Annotated in this window: 23 protein-coding genes; 9 read left to right on the top strand and 14 right to left on the bottom strand. The window is 65.2% G+C overall.

The genetic code is table 11. The features are described from left to right. Positions 1-144: 144 nt before the first annotated feature. Genes purM through B0E48_RS13895 form a run of 3 tightly spaced genes read left to right on the top strand, consistent with a single transcriptional unit; the run spans position 145 to position 2,609 of the window. The gene (gene purM, locus B0E48_RS13905) at positions 145-1,173 is read left to right on the top strand and encodes a phosphoribosylformylglycinamidine cyclo-ligase (RefSeq protein WP_077518757.1); all 1,029 of its coding nucleotides are present in this window, start codon (positions 145-147) and stop codon (positions 1,171-1,173) included. A gap of 21 nt (positions 1,174-1,194) precedes the next feature. Then, complete coding sequence (gene purN, locus B0E48_RS13900; protein ID WP_077518756.1) at positions 1,195-1,866, top strand: phosphoribosylglycinamide formyltransferase; 672 nt, start codon at positions 1,195-1,197, stop codon at positions 1,864-1,866. 35 nt (positions 1,867-1,901) lie between these two features. Beyond that, positions 1,902-2,609: a DUF3108 domain-containing protein gene (locus B0E48_RS13895; protein WP_077518755.1), complete on the top strand. Its 708-nt coding sequence runs from the start codon at positions 1,902-1,904 to the stop codon at positions 2,607-2,609. 26 nt (positions 2,610-2,635) lie between these two features. On the opposite strand, the gene B0E48_RS13890 is transcribed toward B0E48_RS13895, so the two are convergent. The 3 genes from B0E48_RS13890 to B0E48_RS13880 form a co-directional block, all read right to left on the bottom strand. Further along, positions 2,636-3,661, bottom strand: coding sequence for a HAMP domain-containing sensor histidine kinase (locus B0E48_RS13890; RefSeq protein ID WP_077518754.1), 1,026 nt, complete (start codon positions 3,659-3,661; stop codon positions 2,636-2,638). Positions 3,662-3,679: 18 nt separating this feature from the next. After that, positions 3,680-4,411: a response regulator transcription factor gene (locus tag B0E48_RS13885; RefSeq protein WP_077518753.1), complete on the bottom strand. Its 732-nt coding sequence runs from the start codon at positions 4,409-4,411 to the stop codon at positions 3,680-3,682. Positions 4,412-4,519: 108 nt separating this feature from the next. Further along, entirely contained in the window at positions 4,520-5,131 is a 612-nt protein-coding gene (locus tag B0E48_RS13880; RefSeq protein WP_077518752.1) for an arylesterase, read from the bottom strand. Here B0E48_RS13880 and B0E48_RS13875 point away from each other — a divergent pair. The 4 genes from B0E48_RS13875 to B0E48_RS13860 all read left to right on the top strand — a co-directional run bounded on the left by B0E48_RS13875 (position 5,130) and on the right by B0E48_RS13860 (position 10,280). Continuing rightward, positions 5,130-5,831: an ATP-binding cassette domain-containing protein gene (locus tag B0E48_RS13875; RefSeq protein ID WP_077518751.1), complete on the top strand. Its 702-nt coding sequence runs from the start codon at positions 5,130-5,132 to the stop codon at positions 5,829-5,831. The genes B0E48_RS13880 and B0E48_RS13875 overlap by 2 nt on opposite strands. Continuing rightward, positions 5,828-8,311 carry an FtsX-like permease family protein gene (locus B0E48_RS13870; RefSeq protein ID WP_077518750.1) on the top strand — a complete coding sequence of 828 codons (2,484 nt, stop codon included), beginning with the start codon at positions 5,828-5,830 and terminating at the stop codon, positions 8,309-8,311. The genes B0E48_RS13875 and B0E48_RS13870 overlap by 4 nt, the downstream gene beginning before the upstream one ends. A gap of 45 nt (positions 8,312-8,356) precedes the next feature. Beyond that, a complete protein-coding gene (locus tag B0E48_RS13865; protein WP_077518749.1) occupies positions 8,357-8,986 on the top strand; it encodes a glutathione S-transferase family protein in 630 nt (209 codons plus the stop codon). 157 nt (positions 8,987-9,143) lie between these two features. Beyond that, positions 9,144-10,280 (top strand): SLC13 family permease, encoded by a 1,137-nt coding sequence (locus B0E48_RS13860; RefSeq protein ID WP_254423973.1) that lies wholly within the window; start codon positions 9,144-9,146, stop codon positions 10,278-10,280. 34 nt (positions 10,281-10,314) lie between these two features. On the opposite strand, the gene B0E48_RS13855 is transcribed toward B0E48_RS13860, so the two are convergent. The 6 genes from B0E48_RS13855 to B0E48_RS13830 all read right to left on the bottom strand — a co-directional run bounded on the left by B0E48_RS13855 (position 10,315) and on the right by B0E48_RS13830 (position 15,009). Next, positions 10,315-11,088, bottom strand: a complete 774-nt coding sequence (locus B0E48_RS13855; RefSeq protein ID WP_077518748.1) for a DUF4097 family beta strand repeat-containing protein — start codon at positions 11,086-11,088, stop codon at positions 10,315-10,317. 82 nt (positions 11,089-11,170) lie between these two features. Continuing rightward, positions 11,171-11,983: a nucleoside triphosphate pyrophosphohydrolase gene (gene mazG, locus B0E48_RS13850; protein WP_077518885.1), complete on the bottom strand. Its 813-nt coding sequence runs from the start codon at positions 11,981-11,983 to the stop codon at positions 11,171-11,173. 4 nt (positions 11,984-11,987) lie between these two features. Continuing rightward, positions 11,988-12,803 (bottom strand): 3'(2'),5'-bisphosphate nucleotidase CysQ, encoded by an 816-nt coding sequence (gene cysQ, locus B0E48_RS13845; RefSeq protein ID WP_077518747.1) that lies wholly within the window; start codon positions 12,801-12,803, stop codon positions 11,988-11,990. Then, positions 12,800-13,357 carry an ADP compounds hydrolase NudE gene (gene nudE, locus B0E48_RS13840; protein ID WP_077518746.1) on the bottom strand — a complete coding sequence of 186 codons (558 nt, stop codon included), beginning with the start codon at positions 13,355-13,357 and terminating at the stop codon, positions 12,800-12,802. The genes cysQ and nudE overlap by 4 nt, the downstream gene beginning before the upstream one ends. A 39-nt stretch (positions 13,358-13,396) precedes the next feature. Beyond that, the gene (locus B0E48_RS13835; protein WP_077518745.1) at positions 13,397-14,206 is read right to left on the bottom strand and encodes an inositol monophosphatase family protein; all 810 of its coding nucleotides are present in this window, start codon (positions 14,204-14,206) and stop codon (positions 13,397-13,399) included. Further along, positions 14,203-15,009, bottom strand: a complete 807-nt coding sequence (locus tag B0E48_RS13830; protein ID WP_077518744.1) for a type II secretion system protein N — start codon at positions 15,007-15,009, stop codon at positions 14,203-14,205. The genes B0E48_RS13835 and B0E48_RS13830 overlap by 4 nt, the downstream gene beginning before the upstream one ends. A gap of 67 nt (positions 15,010-15,076) precedes the next feature. Between B0E48_RS13830 and B0E48_RS13825 the strand changes: the two genes are divergently transcribed. After that, positions 15,077-16,453, top strand: a complete 1,377-nt coding sequence (locus B0E48_RS13825; RefSeq protein WP_077518743.1) for an adenosylmethionine--8-amino-7-oxononanoate transaminase — start codon at positions 15,077-15,079, stop codon at positions 16,451-16,453. A gap of 28 nt (positions 16,454-16,481) precedes the next feature. Here the strand turns inward: B0E48_RS13825 and B0E48_RS13820 are convergent, their stop codons facing one another. Both B0E48_RS13820 and B0E48_RS17600 read right to left on the bottom strand, forming a co-directional pair. Continuing rightward, complete coding sequence (locus B0E48_RS13820) at positions 16,482-16,805, bottom strand: hypothetical protein (RefSeq protein WP_077518742.1); 324 nt, start codon at positions 16,803-16,805, stop codon at positions 16,482-16,484. Beyond that, positions 16,772-16,975, bottom strand: a complete 204-nt coding sequence (locus B0E48_RS17600) for a hypothetical protein (protein WP_139350303.1) — start codon at positions 16,973-16,975, stop codon at positions 16,772-16,774. Before B0E48_RS17600 ends, B0E48_RS13820 begins: the two co-directional genes overlap by 34 nt. On the opposite strand from B0E48_RS17600, the gene B0E48_RS13815 reads away from it, so the two are divergent. Beyond that, positions 16,974-17,708, top strand: coding sequence for a 16S rRNA (uracil(1498)-N(3))-methyltransferase (locus B0E48_RS13815; RefSeq protein ID WP_077518884.1), 735 nt, complete (start codon positions 16,974-16,976; stop codon positions 17,706-17,708). The genes B0E48_RS17600 and B0E48_RS13815 overlap by 2 nt on opposite strands. Positions 17,709-17,733: 25 nt before the next feature. Here the strand turns inward: B0E48_RS13815 and B0E48_RS13810 are convergent, their stop codons facing one another. Genes B0E48_RS13810 through B0E48_RS13800 form a run of 3 tightly spaced genes read right to left on the bottom strand, consistent with a single transcriptional unit; the run spans position 17,734 to position 26,145 of the window. After that, positions 17,734-18,252, bottom strand: coding sequence for a chemotaxis protein CheW (locus B0E48_RS13810; RefSeq protein ID WP_077518741.1), 519 nt, complete (start codon positions 18,250-18,252; stop codon positions 17,734-17,736). Beyond that, positions 18,249-20,021, bottom strand: a complete 1,773-nt coding sequence (locus B0E48_RS13805) for a chemotaxis protein CheB (RefSeq protein WP_077518740.1) — start codon at positions 20,019-20,021, stop codon at positions 18,249-18,251. The genes B0E48_RS13810 and B0E48_RS13805 overlap by 4 nt, the downstream gene beginning before the upstream one ends. After that, on the bottom strand, positions 20,014-26,145 hold the full coding sequence (locus tag B0E48_RS13800; RefSeq protein WP_077518739.1) for an Hpt domain-containing protein: 6,132 nt from the start codon (positions 26,143-26,145) through the stop codon (positions 20,014-20,016). The genes B0E48_RS13805 and B0E48_RS13800 overlap by 8 nt, the downstream gene beginning before the upstream one ends. Positions 26,146-26,153 lie beyond the last annotated feature (8 nt).

Here is a 26,153-nt window from a genome sequence, read left to right as displayed (position 1 = left end):
GGGCATCTTCGAGGGGAAAGCTCCGGGAAGTCTGCCCAATCGCGCCCCCAGCGTCCATCGGCGCCCGCGCGCAGCCACCAGCGCCGGGCAGCACGACTTCACAAGCTGCTAAACTTGCGCGTTTCATCCACGCCGGTTTCCGCCATGTCTGACGCCCTCACCTACCGCGCCGCCGGCGTCGATATCGATGCCGGCAATGCGCTGGTCGAACGCATCAAGCCGCTGGTCAAGCGCACCGCCCGCCCGGAAGTGATGGGCGGACTGGGCGGCTTCGGCGGCCTGTTCGACCTGTCCGGCCGCTACAAGGAGCCGGTGCTGGTGTCCGGCACCGACGGCGTCGGCACCAAGCTGAAGCTGGCGCAGATCCTCAACCGCCACGACACGATCGGCATCGACCTGGTCGGCATGTGCGTCAACGACGTGCTGGTGCAGGGCGCCGAGCCGCTGTTCTTCCTCGACTACTTCGCCACCGGCAAACTCGATGTGGATACCGCGGTCGCCGTGGTCGGCGGCATCGCGAAAGGCTGCGAACTGGCCGGCTGCGCGCTGATCGGCGGCGAGACCGCCGAGATGCCGGACATGTACCCACCGGGCGAATACGATCTGGCCGGCTTCACCGTGGGTGCGGTGGAGAAGTCGCAGATGCTCAGCGGCGACGGGATCGTCGCCGGCGACGTGGTTCTCGGCGTGGCCTCGTCCGGCCCGCACTCGAACGGGTACTCGCTGGTCCGCAAGATTCTCGAGCGCGCCGGCAACCCACTGGATCTTGATCTTGGCGGGGTGAAGTTGGCCGACGCGTTGATGGCGCCGACCACGATCTACGTGAAGGCCATGCTTGATCTTCTGCATAGCCAAACCGTGCACGGCATGGCACACATCACCGGTGGCGGCCTGAAAGAAAACATCATCCGCGTGGTGCCGGACGGCCTCGGCATCACACTGGATGCCAGCACCATCGTGCTGCCGCCGGTATTCGACTGGCTGATGCGCGAAGGCAACGTGGCGCGCGAGGAAATGTGGCGCACGTTCAACTGCGGCATCGGTTTCACCGTGATCCTGCCGCGCGATGCCGTCAGTGCCGCCTCGGCCCTGCTCGCGAAGCACGGCCTGGCCAGTTCGGTGATCGGCGAGATCGTGCCGGCGCAGGGCGACGAACGCGTGCGGATTGGCTGATCCAGTCTCCCAGCACCGTCGATGACCACCCCACTGCCACGCGTCGCCGTGCTCGCCTCCGGGCGCGGCAGCAATCTTGCCGCCCTGCTTGCCGCGCGCGAACGCGGCGAACTGCCGGTCGAATTCGTGCTGGTCGGTAGCGACAAGGCCACGGCCGGTGCATTGCGGCTGGCTGAGGCGGCCGGTATCCCGACACTGGCACTCGATCCGCGCAGCTATCCGGACCGGCGTGCATTCGACCTGGACCTGTTCGCCCGCATCAGTGCCAGCGGTGCGCAGTGGCTGGTGCTGGCCGGCTTCATGCGCATCCTCGATGGCGAGGCACTGCGGCCGTGGGTCGGCCGTATCATCAACATCCACCCCTCGCTGCTGCCGAAATACCGTGGCCTGCATACCCATCGTCGTGCTCTGGAAGCTGGCGACCGCGAGCATGGCGCCAGCGTGCACTTCGTCACCGCCGAACTGGATGGCGGCCCGGTGATCGCGCAGGCACGCCTCGCGATCGAAGCTGGCGACGACGAGCACCGGCTGGCGCAGCGCCTGCTGCCGCTGGAACACCGGCTGCTGCCGGCCGTACTGCACCTGCTGGCCAGCCAGCGGCTGCAATGGGATGGCCATGCTCCCCGCTTCGACGGCCAGCCGCTGCACGCATCGCTGGTGCTGGGCAATCACGGCCTGCAGCCCGCAGAGTGATCCACGGTTCAGCCCGGCGCCGGCAGACTCGCTACATGACTATCCGACCCCTGCTCGCTCCCCTTCTCGGCCTTGGCCTGTTGCTCGGCGCTCCGGCCATCTTCGCCGCCACACCCAGCAGCTTTACCGCCCACTACAACGTGCTGCAGGGCGGCGAACCGATGGGCGAAGCCACCGTGACCCTGCGCAAGGGCAGCAACGGTGAATGGATCTACAGCCGGGACGTCAAGGGCACCGCCGGCATGGCTGCCATGATGAGCGCCAGCATCAAGGAAACCTCGCGCTTCCGCTGGAAAGGCGATGTCCCCGAAGCGATCAGCTACGACTATCAGCTGGATGCAGCAATCAAGAACAAACAGCGCCACATGCTGGTCAACTGGGCGAAACAGCAGGTGACCGTCGACGAGGGCAAGGGCCCCAATGCCTACCCGGCGGTTCCCGGCATGGTCGAGCGCAACACCACGCCACTGGCATTGGGGCTGGCCCTGCGCGATGGCCAGCAGCAGATCGCGCTGCCGGTAGCGGTACGCCAGCAAGTACAGACGCAGAACTTCAAGGTGACCGGCAAGGAAACCGTCAAGGTGCCGGCCGGCAGCTTCAATGCCGAACGCATCGATCGTACCGATGCGGAGCGCGGCTTCAGCGCGTGGTACGCACCGGGCAGCTACCTGCTGCCGGTGAAACTCTCGCAACACGATGGCGGTGATCTGGTGATGGAGTTGGTCAGCTATAGCCAGCACTGAGTCGATCAGGGCGCGACAAGGCGCCGCTACGATTGCACGGAATCCCATGGCACTTCGGCCGGAAGCGGATGCGGAAAACGGATGCGCGCAATGTTTTCCTGCCCCGTCCGTGTCTGCAACTCCAGCGGCCACGCAAAGCGGTCGCTGATGCGCTGGGCGATCGCCAGCTCAAACCCATGCCGGTCCGCACCATGCGCACGCATGGACCGGGACAGGTCGACTGGCACCGCCGGATTCGCGTGGTTGCTCACGCTCACCACACCGGGCAAAACGGTGATCACCACGCGGCCTTGCTCGGTCTGCTGGCAGGCATTGCGGATCAGTTGCCAGCACAGCACGGAAAACACCTGGGAGGAGCCTTGCAGCGCAAAGCGCGCCGGCTCTTCCAGTTGCAGCTCGATCGGTCGGCCGACCAGCAGCTCGCGGGCAGACTCCAGTTCCAGCCGCAACACCTCGTTGACAACGAAGCGTTCGCTGTCGAGACCGACATCCGACTCGCGCGCGAGGATCAGCAACGCCTCGACCAGCGCTTCCATCTCAAGCGTGGCCCGCTTGATCCGGCGCACCGAACGGGAACCAAACTCGCTGATGCCCTCTTCGTCGACCAGCATGTCGACCGACATCTTGATCACGGTGAGCGGACTGCGCAGTTCATGGCTGGCGTCGCGGGTGAAGTTGCGCTCGCGCTGGTTGAAGCCGGCGACACGCGTGGCGAAGCCGTGCAGGCCACGCGCCAGCGAAGCCACGTCGGCATCGGTGTGCCGCGATAGCCGCTCTGGCCGCAGCATGTCCGGATCGGGTTGCTGATCGTCCCAGCCGTTGACCAGCCTGGCCAGCGCGCTGACCGGACGCCATTCGCGCTGCATCGCCAGCCACGCCAGGATGGTGGTGATGACGACCACCGCGATCACCGCCGCAAGGGGCGCCACGTCATAGATACCCATGACACACACGATCGCCACGGCCGCAAACTGCAACCCGAATACCCACGCGGTGTGCCGTCGAAAGGCACCCACCGGAAATGTCACTGCTGGTTTGACCTTGCTGTCCATTAGCTTCGCCGCTCAGCCTCAAGCTGTCTGGACGGTCGACGCCACCTCCGATTCAAGATCCGCGAGGCGATACCCGGCCGAATGGATGGTGTGTAACAGGGGCCGTGCGAAGGGTTTGTCTATGACTCGGCGCAGGTTGTACAGATGCGAGCGCAAGGTATCCGAATCGGGCAAGGTGTCGCCCCAGATCTCGCGTTCGATATCGCGCCGACTGACCACTCGCGGCGATTCGCGCATCAGGATCGCCAGCAGCTTCAGTCCGATCGGCGACACGGTCAGCTCCTGGCCCTCGCGGGTCAGCCGCAGCGTGGCGGTATCCAGGGTCATGTCGCCGACCGTGAGCACCTCGGTGGATACCTGGCGGCGATCGCGGCGGATCAACGCACGCAGCCGCGCCTCCAGCTCGCGCACCTCGAACGGCTTCACCAGATAGTCGTCGGCACCCGCTTCGAGTCCTGCCAGCTTGTCTTCCAGCGTGTCGCGTGCAGTCAGCATCAGCACCGGCGTGGATTTCTTGGCCTCGCGGCGCAGCTTGCGACAGACCTCCAGTCCTTCCAGACCGGGCAACATCAGATCCAGCACGATGACGTCGTAGCTGTTCGACACCGCCAGGTGCAGGCCGCTGACACCATCGGCGGCATAGTCGACCGAGTAGCCGCGACGCTCCAGGAATTCGCCGACCATCTCGGCTATCTGGCGGTTGTCCTCGACCAGAAGAATCAGTCCCGCTTGCTCGTCATGCATGGTCATGTCGTCCCTACCTCGTTCGGCTTCACATATGTGAAGAGCTAACCGGTTGCAGGGTGATGGTCGCGTGAATTGGCTTGCCCGCAATTCAGAACACGTTCGGTTTACTGCTCAATGCAGCAGCGGCTGCAGTTGTTTCCACACGGTGTCGAGCACCTTCGGCTCCGCGCTGGCGACCGGATGCAGACCGTCTTCCTGCATCTGCGCGGGATCGAGCGCAACCCCGTCGAGCAAAAACGGCACCAGCGCCGTGTGTCGGTCGCGTGCAAGATCCGCATAGGTCGCACGCAGGCCATCGCGATACTGTGGCCCGTAATTCACCGGCAGCTCGATGCCGAGCAGCAGCACCCGCGCCTTCGCCCGCTGCGCCATGTCGATCATCGCCGTGAGGTTGTCGCGCAGGGTCGGCAATGGCAGCCCTTGCAAGCCATCGTTGGCACCCAGCTCCAGCACCAGCACGCTCGGGTGGTACTTCCTGAGCAGCACCGAGAGGCGGTTGCGTCCACTCAACGAAGTTTCGCCGCTGATGCTGGCATTGATCGCCGTCCACTTCGGCACCATCTTGCCAAGACGCACGTCGAGCAGATGCACCCAGCCGGACTCGACCGGTATGTTGTGCGCGGCAGACAACGAGTCACCCAGCACCAGCACGGTTTTCGGTTGCGCCGCCTGGGCGCTGCCGATGCCACAAAGTAAGACCAACAGCCAAAGGCATCGACGCATGAGTGATTCTTCCCGTCCACTTCTTGAGGCCTGCGATGTTAGCAAGTCGGTCAGCGGCCCCGAGGGGAAACTGGAAATCCTCAGCAAGGTCAGCCTGCAGATCCAGCCGGGCGAGAGCTTCGCCATCGTCGGCGCCTCCGGCTCCGGCAAGACCACCCTGCTCGGCCTGCTGGCCGGGCTGGATACGCCGGATACCGGTCGCATCGGCCTGGATGGCCACGCGCTGGAGCAGTTGGACGAGGAAGCGCGCGCCGACCTGCGCCGGCGACTGGTCGGATTCGTGTTCCAGTCGTTCCATCTGCTGCCCGCACTCACCGCCGAGGAAAACGTGATGCTGCCGCTGGAGCTGGAAGGCAGCAGCGCAGCGCGCCAACGCGCCCGCGAAGCACTCGAAGCGGTCGGGCTGACTCCACGGCGCCGGCACTATCCGGCCCAGCTGTCCGGCGGCGAGCAGCAGCGCGTGGCGATCGCCCGCGCCTTCGTGCACGGCCCGCGCGTGCTGTTTGCCGACGAGCCCACCGGCAACCTCGACCAGCGCACCGGCCACCACATCTGCGACCTGCTGTTCGCGCTGAACCGTGACCACCACACCACCCTGGTGCTGGTGACGCATGACGCCACCCTGGCCGCGCGTTGCGATCGCCGAATCGAACTGGAGGAAGGCTGCGTGGTGTCGCCAAGCGTGGGCGCACGCGCATGAAAATGTTGCTGCTCGCCCTGCGCAGCCTGCGCCGCGAATGGCATCTGCCGGAACTGCGCACGCTGGCCGCGTCGCTGGTGCTGGCGGTGGTCGCGCTGGGCGTGGTTGCCACGCTGGCGACGCGGATCGAACGCGGCATGCTGGCCAGCGCCGCCGAACTGATCGGCGGCGACATCGGCGTGGCGTCGCCGCAGACTGTGCCGGAAAGCTTCGCCGCCGAGGCCCGCCAGCGCGGCCTGCAGATCACGCGCACCGCCAGCTTCCCCAGCGTGGCGTTCGCGCATCAGCAAACCCAGTTGCTCGACGTGCAGGCCACCGATGCGCACTATCCGCTGCGCGGCACGCTGGAGCTGGGCGACGCGAATGGACACGCCTACAACGGCCATGCACCGGCGGTGGGCCAGGTCTATCTCGATCATCGCGCGCTGGTCGCGCTGCATCTGAAAGTGGGCGAACCACTGCAGCTGGGCGGCCGCGATCTGACCATTGCCGCTGAGTTGCTGCGTCAGCCGGACGGCGGCGAGTTGTTCGCACTGGCGCCACGCGCGCTGATGAATCTGGCCGATGCCGAAAAGGCCGGTCTGCTAGGTGTCGGCAGCCGCGCGCGCCATCGCCTGCTGCTGGCCGGCGAACCGTCGGCGGTGCAGGGCTGGCGCGACTGGGCGCAGTCGACCACGTTGCCGCAAGGTGCCGAATTGATTACGCCGGAACAGACCCAGGAACGCATGCGCTCGGCATTCGATCGGGCCGGCGCGTTCCTGCGCCTGACCGCGCTGCTGTCGGCGTTGCTGGCTGGCATCGCCATTGCGCTGTCCGCGCAACGCTACGCGCGGCGCAAGACCTCGGAAGTCGCACTGCTGCGCGCCCTGGGTACATCACGCCGGCGCGTGCTGGGGCTGCTGCTCGGCACGCTCGGTGCGCTCGCCCTGCCCGCAACCGCGCTCGGTCTGTTGCTGGCGCTGGGGCTGGCACAACTGGCGTGGTTGTTCGCCAGCTCGTTGTTCGGCAGCGTGCCGACCGTGCTGCCGCTGGCACCATCGGTCGCCGCCGCCGCGATGGGCATCGCGGTGCTGGTCGGTTTCGCTTTGCCGCCGCTGGTACGGCTGGCCGAGGTACCCCCGGTGGCGGTGTTCCGCCAGAGCGTGCAGCGGCGGGTGCGGCGTTTCGATGCGCTGTACCTGATCCCGGTGCTGGTCGCCTTGGGCCTGATCTGGAGCCAGAGCAGCTCGCTGCAGCTGGCCGGCATCCTCGCCGCCAGCCTGCTCGGCGTGGCGGTGATCGCAGCGCTGCTGGCTGCCCTGCTGTTATGGCTGGCGCGCCGCGTAGCTCCCGGCGCGCATCCGGCGCTGCGACTCGGCCTCGCCGCACTGGCACGACGGCGTACGCTGAGCTTGATCCAGGCCACTGCACTCAGCCTCGGCCTGTGCGCGCTGCTGTTGCTGGCGATCGTCGCACCGGCCTTGCTGCAGGGCTGGCGGCAGGAACTGCCAGCGGATACGCCGAACTGGTTCGCGCTGAATCTGCAGGACGATCAGCGCGCCGGTTTCGAGCACGCGCTGGCCGGCATCGGTGGCGATCAGCTCAACATGCTGCCGCTGGCGGTGGGCAAGCTCACCGCGATCAACGGCTCACCGATCGACCAGCTGCACTTCACCGACGAACGCGCGAAGGATTGGACCGACCGGCAGTTGCGCCTGTCATGGGCCGATGTCCTGCCACCATCGAACCAGGTGATCGCCGGTCAGTGGCAGGGGGCGCATCCGACCCAGGCCGAAGTGTCGATCGACACCATGTGGCGCGACATGTTTGCGCTGAAAGTGGGCGACACGCTGAGCTTCAACGTTGGCGAAGGCAACATCGAGGCGAAGGTCGGCAGTATCCGCAAGGTCGACTGGAGTTCGTTCCGGGTCAACTTCTTCCTGCTGCTCGACCCGGCCCACGCCAGTGACTTGCCGCATACCTGGCTGGCCAGTTTCCATCTGCCGCGCGGCCATGCCACGCAACTGGCGCAGCTGTCGCGCGATTATTCCAACCTCAGTCTGGTCGATGTCGACTCGCTGCTCGACCGCGTGCGCGAGATCGTCGACCGCGTCGGCAATGCGGTGCGCTGGATCCTTGGCTTCAGCCTGCTAGCCGGCGCGCTGGTGCTGGCCGCCGCGCTCGCCGCCAGTGCCGCCGAACGCCGGCACGAGGCCGCGCTGCTACGCACACTCGGTGCACGTCGCAATCAACTGCGCGTCGCCGCCGCCTGCGAATTCGCCCTGCTCGGCCTTGTCGCCGGGCTCACCGCCGCCTTCGGTGCCGCCGGCGCCGGGCTGTGGCTGGGCCACGCCGTGTTCCATATCGACGGCTTCGTGCCTCCGTTGTGGCCACTCGCGTTCGCCGCGCTCGGCGCCGCCTTCGTGGTGATGCTGCTTGGGCTGGCCGGGACACGGAAGGTGACGCGGACATCGCCGATGCGCTTGTTGCGCGAAGGGTGAGCCGCCGCCAAGATCGCGTGTGCCGAACACTGCTGAGGAGATCGCATGTATACGCTCTACTACTCCCCCGGCACCGCCAGCATGGTGGTGCACCTGGCGCTGCTGGAGATCGGTGCGCCGCATGAGTTGCGGCTGGTCGATTTTGATACCAAGGCGCAGCGCGATCCGGCCTATCTGAAACTCAATCCGCGTGGCGTGGTGCCGACGCTGGTGATTGACGACCGGCCGTTGTCGGAATCGGCGGCGCTGCTGATGGTGCTGGCCGAACGTCACCCGGAAGCCAAGCTGGCGCCAGCGCCCGGCACGCCCGAGCGCGAGGCATGGCAGCAGTGGATCGTCTATCTCAGCAATACGCTGATGTCGACGTATCGTTTCTGGTTCTACCCACCGGAACTGGGTGCGGCAGAGCACACGCCGGAAGTGCGCGCCGCCCTGCAACGCAAGATCGAAGGCGTGTGGGTGCTGCTGGATGCACAACTCGCCGCACATGGGCCGTATCTGCTCGGCACCGAATTCTCCGGCGCCGACCTGCTGCTGACCATGCTGATGCGCTGGTCGCGCAACATGCCGCGTCCGGCCACCGAATGGCCCGCACTGAAGCGGCTGGCCGACCTGGTGCGCGCACGGCCGAGCTGGCAGAAGCTGTACCAGATCGAAGGATTGAGCGAGTGGTGAGCTACGGCGTAACGACAAAACGCACAGAGCCTCCAAAACCACCGTCATTCCTGCGAAAGCAGGAACCCAGCGCCCTTGGCTTCATTCGCACAAAGCAACTGGACTCCTGCCTCCGCAGGAATGACGAGCAAAAGCCAGTTGTTCGCGGCTCGCCGTGTTGAACGAGCTCGAACACCCGCGCACTGACTGGCGCGCGAAACTGCAGGCCGAATGGCTGTTGCTGCTGTTCGCCGCGCTGACGATCGTGCTGACCCTGCTCGACCCTCAGCCGTCGGCGAAGTATCAGCACTGGCTGCAGTTGCCGACGCTGGCCGGCCTGATGGGCCTGCTGATCGCGATCCAGGGCATTCGCGACAGCGGGCTGGTGCAGCATGCAGCCGTGGCCGTGGTGGCACGGGCGCATTCGCTGCGCAGTCTTGGCTTGCTCTTGGTCAGCGCGACGGCACTGCTGTCGATGGTATTGACCAACGACGTGAGCCTGTTCCTGATCGTGCCACTGACGCTGGCGATCGGCGGTATGTCGAACCTGCCGGTGCTGCGCATGGTGGTGTTGGAGGCGCTCGCGGTAAACGCCGGTTCCACGCTCAGCCCGATCGGCAATCCGCAGAACCTGCTGCTGTGGCAGCACTCGTTGATGCCATTCCTGCATTTCGCTGCAGCCATGCTGCCGGCGGCGGCCGTGATGTTCGTGCTGTTGGCGGCATTCACATGGCTGTGGCTGCCGCGCGACCGGATCGAACTGACTCCGGACAAGATCGATGGTCAGGTGACGTCGAACCGGCTCGGCGCATGGTCGACAGTCGCCTTGGTCGGCATGGTGCTGCTGATGGAATACCACCAGGCGCCGCTGGGTGCCGTACTGCTGCTGGTGCTGTTCGCGCTGCTGGCGCGTTCGAGCCTGGCGCGGGTCGACTGGCTGCTGCTGCTGACGTTCGCGGCGATCTTTCTAGGACTGGGCCATTTCGCCGAGCTGTCGCTGGTGCGCGATGCGCTGGACCGACTCGACTTCAGCGAGCCACTGACTCTATACGTCAGCGGCATCTTCGCCTCGCAATTGATCAGCAATGTGCCGGCGACGGTGCTGCTGCTCGACCGCACACACGATGCGATTGCATTGGCGGTTGCAGTGAACGTGGGTGGCTTCGGCGTGGCGATCGGCTCGCTGGCGAACCTGATCGCGCTGCGCCTGGCCAGGCAGCAGCATGGCCTGCGCCTGCTCCAGCTGGTGTCGATCCCGTTCCTGCTTGTGTGCGCGCCGCTGGTCTATCTGGTCTGGCGCTGGACCACGTCGTAGGAGCGCACAGGGTGCGCTCCTACGGAGACCGCGATCAATCGTCGTCTTTCGGCACGCTGACCTTGCCCTTGATGCCGCTATGACTGACGTCGCCGCTGCCCTTGGCGCCGAGGCTGAAATCGCCAGCCACATCGCTTACGGTGAGATCACCGGAACCGAGCGTATCCGCGCGCACGCTGCCGCCGACCGTGCGCAATACCACGTCGCCCGAGCCGATGCTGCCGACCTTGGCGTCGCCGGTGATGCCCGCCGCCTTGAAGTCACCCGAGCCAACCGACCCCAGTTCCAAGCTGCCGACATCGGTGACATCGACATCGCCGGAGCCCACGCTGGTGGCGAACTTGCCGGACACCTTGCGCACATGCAGATCGCCCGAGCCGACGTTGCTCTGCAGCTGTTGCAGACCACTGACGTCGGCGTCGCCGGAGCCCACGCTGACGGTCACCGGCAGGCTGGCTGGCAGTTGCACGGTGACATCGAGGCTTGCGTAGGAGTTGCCGAACAGGTTGAAGCTGACATGGTTATCGCCACCGATGTCGAGCAGCAACTGATCGCCCTCGCGCCGCTGGGTGACCTGCAGGCCATCCAGTGCCGCCTGGTCCGAAGCGCAGGCACGGCCATTGAGCGTGAGACCCTTGGTGCTGTCGCTGCCGGTCAGGTGCAGATTCTGGTTGTGTACCTCAATCTGCACGGCGCGAACCCCGGCCAGGTCGAGCTGCAAATGGCGCGGCGCCTCGTACTTGCACGAGGTGGCGGCGAATGCTGCGAACGGGGCCAGCAACAGGGCTGCGGAAAGAAGACGGCGCATGGTGACTCTCCTCGGATGGTCTACGGCATCAGATGCCGCTGGCGACCAAAGGGTTGCAACCATGGCGCGGGGTCGCGGAGTTTCAGGACTCGCGCTCGATCGCCTTGGCGCGTTGCCACAGTTGCTCCTGTTCGACGAGCGTACGCTCGTCGAACACACTGCCTTCGGCAGCCGCCAGCTGCTCCATCTGGCGGAAACGTCGCTCGAACTTCGCATTGGCATGCCGCAGCGCGCGCGAGAAATCGACCTTGGCATGGCGTGCCAGATTCACCATCACGAACAGCACGTCGCCAATCTCGTCTTCCAGCCGTGCCGGATCGGCGCCGTCCGCGAACTCGACGCGCACCTCGTCCACTTCCTCGGCCAGCTTGGCCAGTACCGGCTGCGGATCGGTCCAGTCGAAACCTGTGCCGGCCGCGCGCTGCTGCAGTTTCAATGCGCGCTTCCATTCCGGCAGTCCCGATGAAATGCCGGCCAGTGCACTGGCATCGGCCAGCGCGCCCTTGCTGGCGCGTTCGGCCGTCTTGATGTCTTCCCATGCCTGCTTCTGCGCTTCGACATCCGCATAACGCACGTCACCGAACACATGCGGATGGCGGCGGCGCATCTTGCCGCTGATCGCATCGGCGACATCGGCAAAATCGAACAGCCCGGCCTCCTTCGCCATCTGCGCATGGAACACCACCTGCAGCAGCAGGTCGCCAAGCTCGTCGCGCAAGTCATCGAAATCGCCACGATCGATTGCATCGGCAACCTCGTAGGCCTCCTCGATGGTGTACGGCGCTATCGAAGCGAAATCCTGCTGCAGGTCCCACGGACAACCACGCTCGGGATCACGCAGACGCGCCATGATCGCGAGCAGGTCATCGAGGCTGTAGCGGCGATCGTCGCTCACCGGATCATTCACAACCAGCCGCACGCAACCGCGCCGCCCAGTCGACCGCGGGATCGCCGACGGCGATGAACTCGGGATTGAGCAGTGACTCGCCGCGGTTGTAGCGGAATGCGCGCCCCTGCAAATCCATCACTGCGCCACCGGCTTCCTGCAGCACGCATTGCGCAGCGGCAGTATCCCATTCGCTGGTGGGACCCAAGCGCAGATAGACGTCCGCAGCACCGCGCGCGATCAGGCAGAACTTCAGCGAGGAACCGAGCGGCACCAGTTGATGGTCTGTACCGAGCAGAGCCTGCAACATGGAGTCCTGCAGGCTGCCATGCGAACGACTGCCGGCCAGTACCGGCGGCTGTGCCAGCGGCCGCGTTTCGATACGTTGCCAGTCACCATCGGCCTGCGTCTGCAACCATGCGCCATCGCCGCGCGACGCCACATACAACTCGCCAGTGACTGGCGCCAGCACGACGCCCAGCACGGACTGGTGATCGTCGATCAGCGCGATATTGACGGTGAATTCACCGTTGCGCTTCACGAATTCGCGGGTGCCATCGAGCGGATCGACCAGCCAGTAGCGCGACCAGTGTTGGCGCTCGGACCAGGCCAGTGCCTTGGCCTCCTCCGACAACACCGGCAGCGTCGGCTCAAGCTTGGCCAAGGCAGCCATGATGACCTGCTGCGCCGCCAGATCCGCGGCGGTCAATGGCGAAGCGTCCGCCTTGGTCTGCACCGCGAAGTCGCTGTGGTAGATCGCCAGGATCGCCGCGCCGGCAGCGCGGGCGATCTCACCAATCTGCCGGGCAAAAGCGGGGGGCGTACTCATGCGCGCTGAAAGCGCCCGGCGAGGTACTCGCGAGCCATGAACAACGCAGCGATCGAGCGGCCTTCGGTCACGTCATCGCGACCGAGCAAGGTATGCAGTTCGGACATCTTCCATGGCACCACGTCGAGTTCCTCGGGTTCATCACCTATCAGACGTTCGGGATACAGATCCTGCGCCAGCACCACATGCGCCACATGGGTCATGTACGACGGCAACAGCGACAGGTCGTGCAGAATCTTCAGCCGACGCGCACCGTAGCCGATCTCTTCCTTCAGCTCGCGCTCGGCGCCCTGCTCGGCAGTCTCGTCCTGATCCAGCCGGCCCTTCGGCAGGCCGAGTTCGTAACGACCGACACCGGCGCCATATTCGCGCACCAGCAACACTGTTTCGTCGTCAAGCATCGGCACAATGATCACCGCACCCAGGCTGCCGCTTTTCAGTCGCTCATAGGTGCGACGTTCGCCGTTGGAAAACTCCAGATCGAGCTGCTCGACGTGCAGGAAATGGCTGTCGGTGACGTCCCGCGTAGCGTGGATGATGGGTGGCTTGCGCATCTGGTCATTCTAGCGCCATGACCGCCGCGACGCAGGCGGTCATGGCGCCGTGCCGGCATCCAGGCGCAGTCGCTGCAACGCCTGCCGGTGGATCGCCGGCGTGCCGGCCAGCACGCTGCGCGTATCCAGCGTCAATGCTGCGCCAGCCAGATCGGTGAACACTCCGCCGGCCTCGCGCACGATCACCGCCAGCGCGGCGATATCGAGAATGTTCACGTCCGACTCGATCACCAGATCCAGCGAGCCACGCGCCAGCAGGTGGTAATGGCAGAAATCGCCGTAGCCGCGGATGCGGTTGCTGTCGCGGATCAAGGCGCCGAGCGCATCCCAGCGAGCATCGGCGGTCAGCGTCTTGACGTTGCCGGTGGAAATCGATGCCTCGCTGATCGTGCTGGTATCCGCTACTCGCACGCGCTCGCCATCGAGCCATGCACCGCCGCCGGCGCTGGCCCACATGGTCTCACCGTAGATCGGTGCGCTGGACACGCCGAGCACCAGCTCGTTGCCATCCATCAACGCAATCTGGGTGGAGAAAAACGGCGTGCGCCGCACGAAACTCTTGGTGCCATCGAGCGGATCGACCAGCCATAGCAGGCCACCGCGCTCGCCTTCGAGCCCGCCGCCGTCATAACCGAACTCCTCGCCATAGATCGCCGCCTGCGGCAACGCCGCCTGCAGGATTTGTCGAATCGCACGCTCCGCCTCGCGATCGGCAATCGTCACCGGCGTCGCATCCGGCTTCAGTTCCACCTCGACGCCTCGATGCCAGTAGTGACGAATTATTTCGGCGGCCGCAGCCGCCGCTTCGCGCGCGGCGGTCAGTGCCGACGCGACCATCTCGGAATTCATGGTGGTTTGGTGCTCTGGTTGGTGGCGGCAGCGCCCGGCAGGGTCGCCGCCAGTCCGCCGCTGCGTTGGATATGCACATCTCCGTCGGCACCCGGCTGTCCCAGCCCGGCCAGCCAATGGCGTAATGCCGGATCAGTCTGTCTGGCGCGCAGCGTTGCGTCCAGTCGCCAGCCGAGCGGACTCAGTTGCAGCTGGCCGTCGACCTGCAGCGGGCCCTGTCCGTCATCATGCCATTGCGCCTGAATCACCCCGGCCTGCGCTTGCGCCTGTCCGTGCAGATCGCCCAAAGCCACATCGCCATCACGTGTGTGCATGACGGCATGTCGCCACTGCGCCTGCGCCTGCAATTGCAGCGGCCAGCCACCTTGCAGCAGCGCATGTTCGATGTTCAGTTGCAGTTCGCCACGCGGCTGACCCAACGGCAGACTCGTGCGTGGCATCAATGTCCCGAGTTCGGCACGCAGGCTCACGTCGTGCCATTCAAGCTTGTGATCCGGCAAGCGTTGCATGCCACCGGAAAAATCGAGCGGCGGCCCATGAAACTCCAGCTGTGCCTGCGCCTGTCCGAACAGGGCGCGCCGCGACAGCGTCCATTGCAGTCGCCCCATGACGTGGCCATCGGCCGTCAGCACCTGGCCGGCATGACCGTCCCACAGCGAGCCTTGCAGCTGCTGCAGGCGCAACCCGTGTAGTTGCGGCCCGATCCACGGCAGTGCCAGGCGTGCCGGCAGAAACCACAGCAGCAACGCCACGACCAACGCCAAGATGCCGAAACCGATCAGGCATTTTCGCAAATACTTCAAACGTCGATTCCCGGGATGATCCATGCGCAGGCTTGAGTGCCCATCGTGGAGCACCGATGATAGCCGGATGATCATCCCTGCAAGCAGCAATGTCGCGCTCGCCACGCGCGATCTGAAACACCTGTGGCATCCCTGCACCCAGATGCACGATCACGAAAGCGTGCCGATGGTGCCGATCGTGCGCGGCGACGGCGCGTGGCTGATCGACGCCGACGGTCGCCGCTATCTGGATGGCATCAGCTCATGGTGGACCAACCTGTTCGGCCATGCCAATCCACGCATCGCCGCCGCGCTGGCCGAACAGGCGCGCACCCTGGAACACGTGATCTTTGCCGGATTCACCCACCAGCCGGCGATCGAACTGGCCGAAGAACTGGTACGCATCACGCCGCCCGGGCTGGATCGCGTGTTCTACGCCGACAATGGCTCGGCCGCTATCGAAGTCGCGTTGAAGATGAGCTTCCACTATTGGCTCAATCAGGGCCACGGCGAGAAGACCCGCTTCATCGCGCTGACTGGCAGCTATCACGGCGAGACGCTGGGCGCGCTGTCGGTCAGCGACGTGGCGCTGTATCGCAAGACCTATGCACCGCTGCTGCTGACGCCGTTCCTGGCGCCATCGCCGGATGCGTACGAGGGCGAGCCAGGCGAGTCACCGGAACAGATCGCCACGCGTCGCCTGGGCGAGATGCGCGTGCTGCTCGAACGACACGCGCATGAAACCTGCGCGGTGATCGTCGAGCCGCTGGTGCAATGCGCCGGCGGCATGCGCATGTATCACCCTAGTTACCTCACCGGCCTGCGAGCGCTGTGCGACGAGTTCGCGGTGCATTTCATCGCGGATGAAATTGCGGTGGGCTTCGGCCGCACGGGCACGCTGTTCGCCTGTGAGCAGGCCAACGTAACGCCGGATTTCATGTGCCTGTCGAAGGGACTCACCGGTGGCTTCCTGCCATTGTCGGCGGTACTCACCACCACCGGAATCTACGAAGCGTTCTACGCGGAATACAACGCCGGCAAGGCCTTCCTGCATTCGCATAGCTATACCGGCAACCCGCTGGCCTGCCGGGTGGCGCTGGAGACGCTGGCGATCTTCCGCGATGAGCCGGTACTCGAACGCAATCGCCAGCTCGCCAAGCACCTGGCCACACGCCTCGAACCGCTGCGCGACCATCCGCATGTCGCCGACGTGCGTCAGACCGGCATGATCGCGGCGATCGAACTGGTCGCCGACAAGGTCAGCCGACGCCCGTTTCCAGCAGTGGAGCGACGCGGGCTGCAGGTGTACCTGCACGGTCTGCAGCATGGCGCGCTGCTGCGCCCGCTCGGCAACGTGGTGTATTTCATGCCACCGTATGTGGTCACCGAGCAGGAGCTCGACCAACTGGTGGATACCGCCATCGCCGGCATCGAGCAAGCCGTGGGAAGCACGTCTCTACCATAGGCCGTCAACGCGTCAGGCGCCGCCCACGTCAATGCCCGCTGCCAATGCTCGGGTCGAGCATCTGCAAGGCACGGCCGGTATTGGGAGAGCCTGTGCGCTGCAATTCGTCGCGGCTATAACTGCGGCCGGTCACCGGCAGGCATTCGCCCTTCCTGGCCCGGATCAGGCTGCCGGTATCACGTATGCAATTACGGTCGCCAGGCTTGATGACCTGGTGCACTGCCGGTACCGATTGCTGCCCTAACTGGCTGACCTGGGCAGTACCCGCTGGCGGAGCACTCTGGGCGAATGCCGTCGCGCTGATGCCAAGGCCGGTCATCAGGGCGAACGTAATGATGGATAGCTTGGACATGGCGGAAAACCTCGGTTGCAACCTTGGGTGGGGCATCCATGCTGCGCGCTTGCGTCGCTGTAGACAAATGCATCGCCGTCGTTCATCTCGCTGGAATTCAGCTTGGCACCGCGCAGGCCAGCCGGCGCGCGCTCGGTTATGCTGCCCTTTTCGCCCAGCGACAGCTTCATGCGCACCATCCGTATCCATGTCGACCTGCCGCTGGCCATCGGCACCGAATGGCCCCTGCCGACACAGGCCGGGGAACATGTAGCCCGCGTTCTGCGTCTGACAGTCGGCGACCCGCTCACGCTGTTCAACGGCGATGGCAGCGACTACCCGGCCACCATCCGGAGTGTCGGCAAGCGCGAAGTCGTGGTGCGGGTGGATGACCGACAGGTGCTCGCCAACGAATCGCCACTGCCGCTGACCTTGGCGCAGGGCGTTGCACGTGGCGAGAAGATGGACCTGATCGTGCAGAAGGCGACCGAGCTTGGCGTAGTGCGCATCGTGCCGCTGCTGACTGAGCGCTCGGAAGTGAAACTGGATGCCGCACGCGCGGAAAAGCGGTTGGCACATTGGCGCGCGGTGGCTTCCAGTGCCTGCGAGCAGAGCGGTCGCGCGCGCCTGCCCGAGATCACCCCGGCGCTGCCGCTGCCGCTGTGGCTGGCTGGCCTGACCGGAGAGGATGCGTTGCGCCTGGCGCTGCTACCAGAGGCCACCCGATCATCCCGCGAACTGCGCTTCACCGCAGCGGGTGGCTTGCTGGTGGTGGGTCCGGAAGGCGGTCTGGGTGAACGCGACATCAACGCATTGACTGCCGCCGGTTTCGACGGGCTGCGATTGGGCCCGCGCATTCTGCGCACGGAGACCGCCGGGTTGGCCGCACTCGCGGCGTTGCAGGCCTTGCACGGCGACAGCTAGGCCTGTCGCCGTCCCCGATCTGCTTTCAGCCTTCGCTGTCGGACGACTCGCCGGATTCCACCGGCTCCGGCGCATCCGCCTTGTCGAGCAGGTCGAGCAGTTCGGTCTCGATCCATTCCAGATCGGGGATCATCGCGACGTCATCGCGCACCAATACCTGCGCGCGCACACCTGCCGGCAGCTGGCTGCCGTCGTGGGTGGGGATGATCAACTCTGCGTTCAACGTGGTCAGGCGTGGAAAACCCTGCGTCAGCACGGCGATGAACGGCAGTTTTTGGTTGCCGCCAAGCGCCTTCAGCACGGCCACACGCACACTCAACTCGGCGTCACCTTCTTCGGTACCGGCCAGTTGGGTGAACGACACCAGCGGCACCCGCCAGCCGCGCCAGGCAATACGCCCGAGCAACCATTCAGGTGCACCGGCGACCGGTTCGGGTTTGCTCTGGGTGATCACTTCGGCGATCGTGGCATTGGGCAACAACAGGCGCTGGTTGCCGACTGGCACCAGCACGCAACGGATTTCACGCGGCAGCGGATCACTCATGGAAACACCTCGATCAGGTGCGCCGCCAACTCATGCGGCGTACCGGAAAAACTGACCAGTCGTTCGGCGAAGATACCGCTGACCATATCGGCGAAATGCTCGCCGGACGACGACTCTACCCAGACCTGGCCGCCGCGATCATGGATCGCCTGCGAGCCCGCGACGGCATCGTTGGCCCGCCCCGCGAACACGATCGCCACTGCATCGCGGCCGAACGCATTCGCCGCCATGGTGAAGCTGGTGTCGATCGACGGGCCCTGTACCTGATCCGAAGCGATCGCCTGCAGTTCGATCTTGCCGTCACGACGCAGTATCACCTGCTTTCCTGCCGGCACCAGCAGCACCTCACCGGACGTGGCGCGACTGCCCTGCTCCGCCAGTCGTACCGGTAGCGGGCAAACTGCCGCCAGCCGCTGCGCCAACACAGCATCCGATTCCTGTTCGCCCAGGTGCTGGGTATGCAGAAAGGTCAATCGCGAACTTGCCGGCAATGCCGCAAGGAAGCTGCAGACGGAATCCGCGCCACTGGGGGCGGCCCCCAACAGGACGAGCCGGCTCAGGGCACCGCCCAGTTCGTCGAGCATCATCACGTGGTCATGCCCATCATGGTCATGCAAATAAGGTGTCGGAGCGATCGCCTCTTCGATCGACATCAGCTCCAGATTCATCACTGCCTCGACCCCGGGTGCAACCGGTCCGACATCCGGCGCGAGGAAATCGGCGGCACTCAATTTTTCGACGCCAAACGCAGCGGCATCGGTCCTGGTCGGCTCGGCAAGTAGCACATCGTCATCCAGCAGCGCCCAACTGTCGGGCGCACTGACCGGTGCAGCCATGGAAGCGACAGGAGCAGACTCGTTCGCAGATGCCGGAAGGGTCACGATCGACGGATCGTCCTGCGATGCCAGCTGCAGATGATCGAGCTGAAAGGCCGCAGCCTGCGGCAGGGTGGCTGCAGCAGTAAACGATGCCGCGTGATGACCCGCTCCTGCCTCGGTTGGAGTCGGCAGCACGCCGAAATCGCCATCATGCAACGGCGGCAACTCCTCGTCACTGGTGAAGCGCAGGCCAGGCCCGGATGCGTCATCGGCGTCGATGTGCAATTCATCGGAAGCCAGCAACGCCTCCAGTTCCGCTGCCAGATTTTCCGATTCGGCGCTGGCGCTCTTCTCGTACTGACCATCGAGGTCGTCATGCGGCAGCAAGTCCGACTCCAGCAGCATCGACTCCGACTCGGCTTCCGGCGTTGGCTCAGTGGCCGGCGCATGCTCTTCAATTCCGGATTCCGCCGGCACCGGTGCTGTCTCGGCAAATGCCGCTGCGGCTTCAGCCGGGGTTTCGAGTGTGACAGCCGCAATGTGGGCAGATTCAGGCTGCCCGACCGGCGCCGGTGTTTCGATGCCGCGGGCATCTTCCGGGCGCGGCGGATCGAGATCGCCTGCCGCCAGCACCTTGACCGCCAGATGCCGCGCCCAGCGGGCACGGTCCCAGCCATTCAAGTTGCGACTGGCCTGTGCATCATTGAAGACCACCCGCGGTCGGTCGCCATCGATCAGCTCGTACAGATGATCGAGCGCGTCGTCGGCACTGTCGTCCAGATTGACCACCAGCACATCGGCGCCCACCTGGTGCAACAACTCCCGATTGAGGCTGGCAACGCCACCCTCATGGACAATCCGCGCGCCACGCTCATGCAGCGCCTCGCGCAACTGACCGCCTAGTACCGTGTCGTCGAACAGCAGGGCGACCGCCGGCGTCGTATCAGTCATGAACCGGCTCCGCCGCACGCTGCTCAAGCACCTCGCCGATCTGCATCAGCAGCTCGGCCTCCTGGTACGGCTTGCCGAGGTAGCGATCCACGCCGATGTCGAACGCACGCTGGCGATGTTTGTCGCCGCTGCGCGAGGTGATCATGATGATCGGCACGTTGCGCAGGCGTGGATCGGCCTTCATGTGGGTCGCCAGCTCGTAGCCGTCCATGCGCGGCATCTCGATGTCGAGCAGCATCAGATCCGGCACGCGCTCGTGCAGTTTCTCCACCGCATCGACGCCGTCCTTGGCCGTGCTGACTTCGTACTCGTGACGTTCCAGCACACGGCTGGTGACCTTGCGCATGGTGATCGAATCGTCCACCACCATCACCAGCGGACGTACCCGCACTTCCTCGATGACTGGTGCCTGTACCGCACTGAGGCCATCGGACAGGCGCTGTATGCGACGGGTGATGCCGTGACGGACCAGCGGTGCCAGATCCAGAATGACCAGCACCGAACCGTCGCCCATGATCGTTGCGCCGAGCAGACCCGGCACCGAGCTGATCTGCGGACCGACCGACTTGACCACGATCTCGCGTGAACCGAGCACCGCGTCGATGCGGATCGCCGCACGCAGATCACCTGCACGGGTCAGCAGCAACGGTTGCTGCTCACCCTCGGCCGGAAGGCCAGGCGGCAGACCCAGCAATTCAGCCAGATCATGGATGCCATACGATTCCAGACCATACTGGAATGAGGGTTCGTCTTCGGCCAGCAGGATCGTCAGATCGTCCGGATTGACCCGCGCCACACCCTGCACCGACGTCATCGGTATCGCAAACGTCGCCTCGCCGATGCGCACCAGGATGGCCTGGGTCACCGCGAGCGTGAACGGCAGGCGCAGCACGAAGGTGCTGCCTTTGCCCTCATCCGACTCGATCGACAGTGAACCGCCGAGCTGCTTGATCTCGTTGGCTACCACGTCCATGCCGACGCCACGACCGGCCAGCTGGGTCACCTTGCTGGCGGTGGAGAAGCCCGGCAGCGTGATCAGCGAGAGCAGCTGGTTGTCGGTCGGCTTGGTATCGGCACGCAGCAGGCCACGCTCGATGCCGCGCTTGCGGATCGCCGCACGATCCAGTCCACGACCGTCATCGCTGACCCGGATCACCACCTCGGTGGCCTCGCGTGCGACCTGGATATGCACCGAACCTTCGGCCGGCTTGCCTGCCTTGCGGCGTTCGGCCGGGGTTTCGATGCCATGCGCGATCGCATTGCGCAGCATGTGCTCGAACGGTGCCTTGATGCGATCGAGCAGGTTGCGATCCATTTCGCCATGCGCACCATCCACGTAGAGCTGAGCACTCTTGCCCTGCTCCTGCGCGGCCTGTCGCAGGGTGCGCCGCAGATTCGGCACCATCGTGTCGAACGGCAGCATGCGCGTGCGCAGCAAGCCATCCTGCAGTTCGGTACTGACGCGCGACTGCTGGATCAGCAGGGTCTCGGCCTGTCGGGTCAGCTCGTCCAGCATGCTCTGGATCGACACCAGATCGGAGACCGACTCGGCCAGTGCACGCGAGTACTGCTGCAGCTGCGAGTAACGATCGAGCTCGAGCGGATCGAATGCCGCCAGGCCCGCTTCGCGATGCTCGCGCTGGAAGCGCGCGATGATCTGCGCCTCGGTCTCGATCTCAAGCATGCGCAACTGGCTGCGCAAGCGTGCGACGGTCTGCTCCAGCTCGACCAGGTTGAAGCGATAGCCGGCCACCTGCTGTTCGAGGCGTGACCGATAGATCGCCACCTCGCCCGCATGGTTGACCAGGTTGTCGAGCAAGTCGGCGCGAACACGGATCTGTTCCTGCGGGGAGCGTACCTCCTGCTCCTCTTCCGGCAGCAACTCTGGCAGCTCCAGGCCGTCCAGCGTGCTCGGCAGCACCGGCAGCGGTGTTGTCCGCACCGGCTTCGACTCCGGCGTCGGCATGACGGCCGTTGCCGGCAGTTCGTCGTCGGCCAGGGTGTGCTCGCCGGCCAGGCCCAACAGATGATCGATCGTGGTCTGCGGGTACGCCGGCGTCTGACCCTGGGAGATCTGCTGGGTCAGCGCATGCAACTGGTCGAAGCTCGCCTCCAGCGCCGCGATCAGTGGCCCGGTCTTTTGCGCATCGCGAACCGGCTTCTCGAGTACGGTCTCGATCGCATGGGCAAGATCGCCCACCGACGACAACCCGGCAATCCGCGCGCCGCCCTTGAGCGTATGCAGGTCGCGCTGCAATTCCGCCACATGGGCCAGCTCGGTTGGCTCGGCATGCCACTGCGCCAGCACGCCATCGGCGTGATCGAGGATTTCGCGCGCCTCGTCGATGAATACTTCGAGCAGGTCGGCATCGATCAGGCCCGATCCCGCCAGGGCGTAAGTCGGCTCTTGCGCCGGCTCAGCCTCAGTCGCCACGGACCCGTCGTTGGCAGCCGCATGCTCGGCGGCCAGTTTCTCGGCCGCAGCGTGCTCGTGTGCTGCCTGTTCTTGCGCAGCGTGCTCCGCTGCCGCTTGTTCCGCAGCCAGCTTCTCAGCGGCGGCATGCTCGGCCGCAACTTGCTCCGCAGCCGCTTTCTCGGCAGCAGCTTGCTCCACGGCCAACTTCTCGGTGGCTGCCTGCTCCGCCGCAAGCTTCTCAGCTGCAGCTTGTTCCGCAGCCAGCTTTTCGGCGGCGGCGTGCTCGGCCGCAAGCTTTTCGGCTGCAGCTTGTTCCGCGGCGGCATGCTCGGCCGCAACTTGCTCCGCGGCCGCTTTCTCGGCAGCCGCTTGCTCCACGGCCAGCTTCTCGGCAGCAGCCCGTTCGGCCACGGCAGCCTCGGGCTCGAACGCGCCCAGTGCGGCGACCAGTTCGGCGGCGAGTTCGGCATGGTGTGCGTCGTCCGGATGGATCTCCGGCAGCGGGGCGGCATTCGACGGCGCCTCGGTGCCCGTCTGCTGTGGCTGTTCAGCCGTAAGCCGATCCATGCTGGCATCCAGCGAAGCGCCCATCGCCGTTTCGTCGATCCCGGCAGGTGCCGGCGCGGCGGCTTCTGCTGCCGGCTCCACCTCGTCGGGATGCGGCTCGAACACCACATGTGCCACCTGCGACTCGGGATAGTGGTCGCGCATGGCAATGAGCTGCGAGGTCAATTCATCCACATTGGGCAGTTGCGGCTCAGCGACATCGAACTGGCTCATCACCTGATCGACCACATCGACCGACTGGCCGAGCAGGTGCACGCCATCGGCAGACAGCGGCAGGCTGGCGGCACGCAGACGCTTGAGCAGCCCTTCCAGTGGCGACAGCAGCTGGGTCAGCAGCGGAATGTCGACCATCGCGATGGCACCATGCAGCGTATGCACGGCGCGCAACAGTTCTTCGCCGATCGGCAACGCGTTACGGCTGCGCTGGATCGCCGCGCGAATGGTCTGCAGGTACTGCGCAACCTCGCTGCGCAGGATCTCCAGCAGTACCGGATCAACCGGCGGCATCACCGGGCCGGCCATGACCGGCATCTGCTCGACCGCTTCATGCGCGGCGGCGAAGCTGTGCGCATCGGTCACGCTCGCTTCCGGGACGGACTGCGCCGCCACGTCGAGCCGCGGCACGCGCCGGCGCACCACACGTCGAACTGTTTCGGTCGCAGCCGACGCGTAATCCTCCATGCGTGCCGGTTGACCGGCCGCCAGCTGCTCGGCGGCCTGCATGATGGCGCTGAGCGGTGCCGTCGGCGCGCCCTCGCCCTTGAGTGCGACCAGCAACTGAGGCAGCGAATCGATCGCGTGCCGCACCACCGCCTGCACGTTCTCGTCCGGCTGGATGCTGTTGTCCAGTACCCGGTTGAGCATGTCCTCCACTTTCCACGCGAACTCGCCGAGTACACCGGCACCGACCAGTCGGCCGGAGCCCTTGAGCGTGTGGAACGAGCGACGGATACCAATCAGTGACGAGATCTGCGCGGGGTCAGCCAGCCAGACACCCTCGGCGCTGCGCAGGTTCTCGATCTCTTCCTGCATTTCCTCCAGGAAGATCTCGCGGATATCGTCATCGATACCTTCCGCGTTCGTGTTGAAGGTGGTGTTGGCCGCCAGTGCATCGCGGACCGGCTGTTGTTCGAAGACCTCTTCCTCGATCTCGACCCAGTCACCATCCGGAAGCTCGGACGAACTCCCCTCCAGCATGGCCGGCGTGGTCGCTTCGGTCTGTGCCAGACGCAGTCCGTCCAGATTGTGGACGGGAGCGGCATGCGGTTCGCTGGTGCCAATGAACAAATGACCCAAGTCGTCGCCGGGCAGCAGGCTGACGGACTCGGAAAGTTCGGGATGTTCCTCGTGCTCGATGCCGTGACCGGCACGCGCTTCCGCTGGCGCCTCCACATCGGACGCGGCAACCGTTGCCGCAGACGACTCGCGCATCGCCGGCACCGGCCAGTAACCGAGCAGCCCCAGGCTATGCTCGGCCACGTCGAGAATATGTTCCAGACCACCGCGATGTTCACGCGCGGCTTCAAGGTAGTACTCCAGCGCCGCCAGCGCATCGGCCAGGTGATCCATCTGTGCCCCGCTGGGCACGCGGTGGTCATCCAGCAATTCGTAGCCGACGAAACGGCCCACGCCATCCGCCAACTCGGCCGAACGCGTCGCCGACAGCATGCGCATGGCGCCGGCAACCTCGTTCATCAGGGTCGGCGTCCCGGCCAGACGGTCGTGCTGCCAGCCGGATTCGACAAAGGCAACGATCGCATCCTTTACCTTGTTGGTATTGCTGATCGCTTCCTGCATCAGGGTCGTGACGACGCCCAGCGCCTCGCTGCGCGGCAGACCGTGTCCGGCTCCACTGGAAACCGGTTCACCTTCGGAGCCCAGACTCTCGATGTGATCGTCCAGTGAGGCCTCGACATACAGCAAGGCCCCGGCCACGTCGAGCAGGGTATCTTCGTCGGCCATGCGCAGGCGATTGGCGATCTCGTCGAGCACTCGCCGTTGTTCGTTGACCACCCGGCGCGGCACGGCCAGCGCCAGCATGCCCAGCGTATCGCCCACACGTTCGAGCACCTCACCCTGCGCGGCCAACTGTGCCGGATCACCATCCTGCTGACGCAGGAACAGATCCAGTGCTTCCTTGACTCGCAGCAGGTCGTCCTTCAAGGCGCGCGATACGGAATCAAGCAGCGCGCGGTTGTGCCCGGCCATCGAGCCACGGGCGTGTTCCAGTTCGCCGGCGGCAGGCAACAGGCCGTCCAGCGCATAAGTCGTGCGCAGCAGTTCCATATGCGGACTGCGCTGCTTGGCCTGGGCCACGATGTAGAGCAACTGGCTTGCTACTTCGTCCGCTTCGCCGCCACGCAGGCTGTTTTCACCCTGTTCGATCAGCAGGCGGATATTGCGGTCGACCTTGCCGATCAGCTGGCGCACTTCGGCTGCATGACTCCTGAGTGCACCCTGTTCCAGTCCCTCGAGTACTCCGGCGGTAATCCACCACAAGCGCCGGCCATGTACGTGATGGCAGCGCGCGGTAATCGCCAGCAGGGTCTTGCGCATGCCGATCAGCTGCTGTGCCGCATTCTGTCCGCGGAACCAGCTCAGCAACTGCTGCTGGAAGCGCAGACGCAAGTCCACCAACTCGCCACGATGCGCTTCGGCATATGCCTCGCTCATCGCCGCGGGCGCCTGCTCCGGCAGGAACGCGTCGAGATTGGGGTGGAACATCGCCGAGTCGGTCAGCGGCGGCTGCTCGCGACTGGCACGCAGGTCATTCAACAACGGCAGCAACACTACCGGTACGTCACGATGGCCACTGGACAACCGTTCGAGGTAGTCCGGCAGCTGCATCAGGCCGCGCATCAACGCGGCATAAGCTTCCTCGCGATGAGCGACATGCTCCTCAAGCAGCGCGATGGAGAGCGTCTCCATCTCCGCGGCCACCATCGCCGCGCCGTATAGCTCGACCATGCGCAAGGTGCCTAGCACCTGATGCAGGTGATCCGCACAGGTGCGCATGAACTCGCGCTTGCCCGGATTGTCGACGTAGGACTCCAGTGCCTCGCGGGCGATCGACAAGGTATCGTCGAGCTCCGGCTTGACCCACTGCAGCGTGGTGAAATCGATGTGGTCTTGAAGTCTCATGCGCCTCT

The sequence above is a fragment of the Rhodanobacter sp. C03 genome, from assembly GCF_002001175.1.
Lineage (GTDB): Bacteria > Pseudomonadota > Gammaproteobacteria > Xanthomonadales > Rhodanobacteraceae > Rhodanobacter.
Note: the sequence above shows the minus strand (reverse complement) of the source record. Positions and strands in the feature narration are given on the sequence as shown.

Coding starts and splice junctions, on each gene's coding strand:
- purN (WP_077518756.1), top strand. CDS start 1,195: ATGACCACCCCACTGCCACGCGTCGCCGTGCTCGCCTCCGGGCGCGGC.
- B0E48_RS13865 (WP_077518749.1), top strand. CDS start 8,357: ATGTATACGCTCTACTACTCCCCCGGCACCGCCAGCATGGTGGTGCAC.
- B0E48_RS17600 (WP_139350303.1), bottom strand. CDS start 16,975: ATGAAGCTGTCGCTGGGCGAAAAGGGCAGCATAACCGAGCGCGCGCCG.
- B0E48_RS13820 (WP_077518742.1), bottom strand. CDS start 16,805: ATGTCCAAGCTATCCATCATTACGTTCGCCCTGATGACCGGCCTTGGC.
- B0E48_RS13870 (WP_077518750.1), top strand. CDS start 5,828: ATGAAAATGTTGCTGCTCGCCCTGCGCAGCCTGCGCCGCGAATGGCAT.
- B0E48_RS13810 (WP_077518741.1), bottom strand. CDS start 18,252: ATGAGTGATCCGCTGCCGCGTGAAATCCGTTGCGTGCTGGTGCCAGTC.
- B0E48_RS13835 (WP_077518745.1), bottom strand. CDS start 14,206: ATGAATTCCGAGATGGTCGCGTCGGCACTGACCGCCGCGCGCGAAGCG.
- B0E48_RS13855 (WP_077518748.1), bottom strand. CDS start 11,088: ATGCGCCGTCTTCTTTCCGCAGCCCTGTTGCTGGCCCCGTTCGCAGCA.
- B0E48_RS13885 (WP_077518753.1), bottom strand. CDS start 4,411: ATGACCATGCATGACGAGCAAGCGGGACTGATTCTTCTGGTCGAGGAC.
- cysQ (WP_077518747.1), bottom strand. CDS start 12,803: ATGAGTACGCCCCCCGCTTTTGCCCGGCAGATTGGTGAGATCGCCCGC.
- B0E48_RS13805 (WP_077518740.1), bottom strand. CDS start 20,021: ATGACTGATACGACGCCGGCGGTCGCCCTGCTGTTCGACGACACGGTA.
- purM (WP_077518757.1), top strand. CDS start 145: ATGTCTGACGCCCTCACCTACCGCGCCGCCGGCGTCGATATCGATGCC.
- B0E48_RS13880 (WP_077518752.1), bottom strand. CDS start 5,131: ATGCGTCGATGCCTTTGGCTGTTGGTCTTACTTTGTGGCATCGGCAGC.
- B0E48_RS13890 (WP_077518754.1), bottom strand. CDS start 3,661: ATGGACAGCAAGGTCAAACCAGCAGTGACATTTCCGGTGGGTGCCTTT.
- B0E48_RS13825 (WP_077518743.1), top strand. CDS start 15,077: ATGATCATCCCTGCAAGCAGCAATGTCGCGCTCGCCACGCGCGATCTG.
- B0E48_RS13895 (WP_077518755.1), top strand. CDS start 1,902: ATGACTATCCGACCCCTGCTCGCTCCCCTTCTCGGCCTTGGCCTGTTG.
- B0E48_RS13800 (WP_077518739.1), bottom strand. CDS start 26,145: ATGAGACTTCAAGACCACATCGATTTCACCACGCTGCAGTGGGTCAAG.
- nudE (WP_077518746.1), bottom strand. CDS start 13,357: ATGCGCAAGCCACCCATCATCCACGCTACGCGGGACGTCACCGACAGC.
- B0E48_RS13875 (WP_077518751.1), top strand. CDS start 5,130: ATGAGTGATTCTTCCCGTCCACTTCTTGAGGCCTGCGATGTTAGCAAG.
- B0E48_RS13815 (WP_077518884.1), top strand. CDS start 16,974: ATGCGCACCATCCGTATCCATGTCGACCTGCCGCTGGCCATCGGCACC.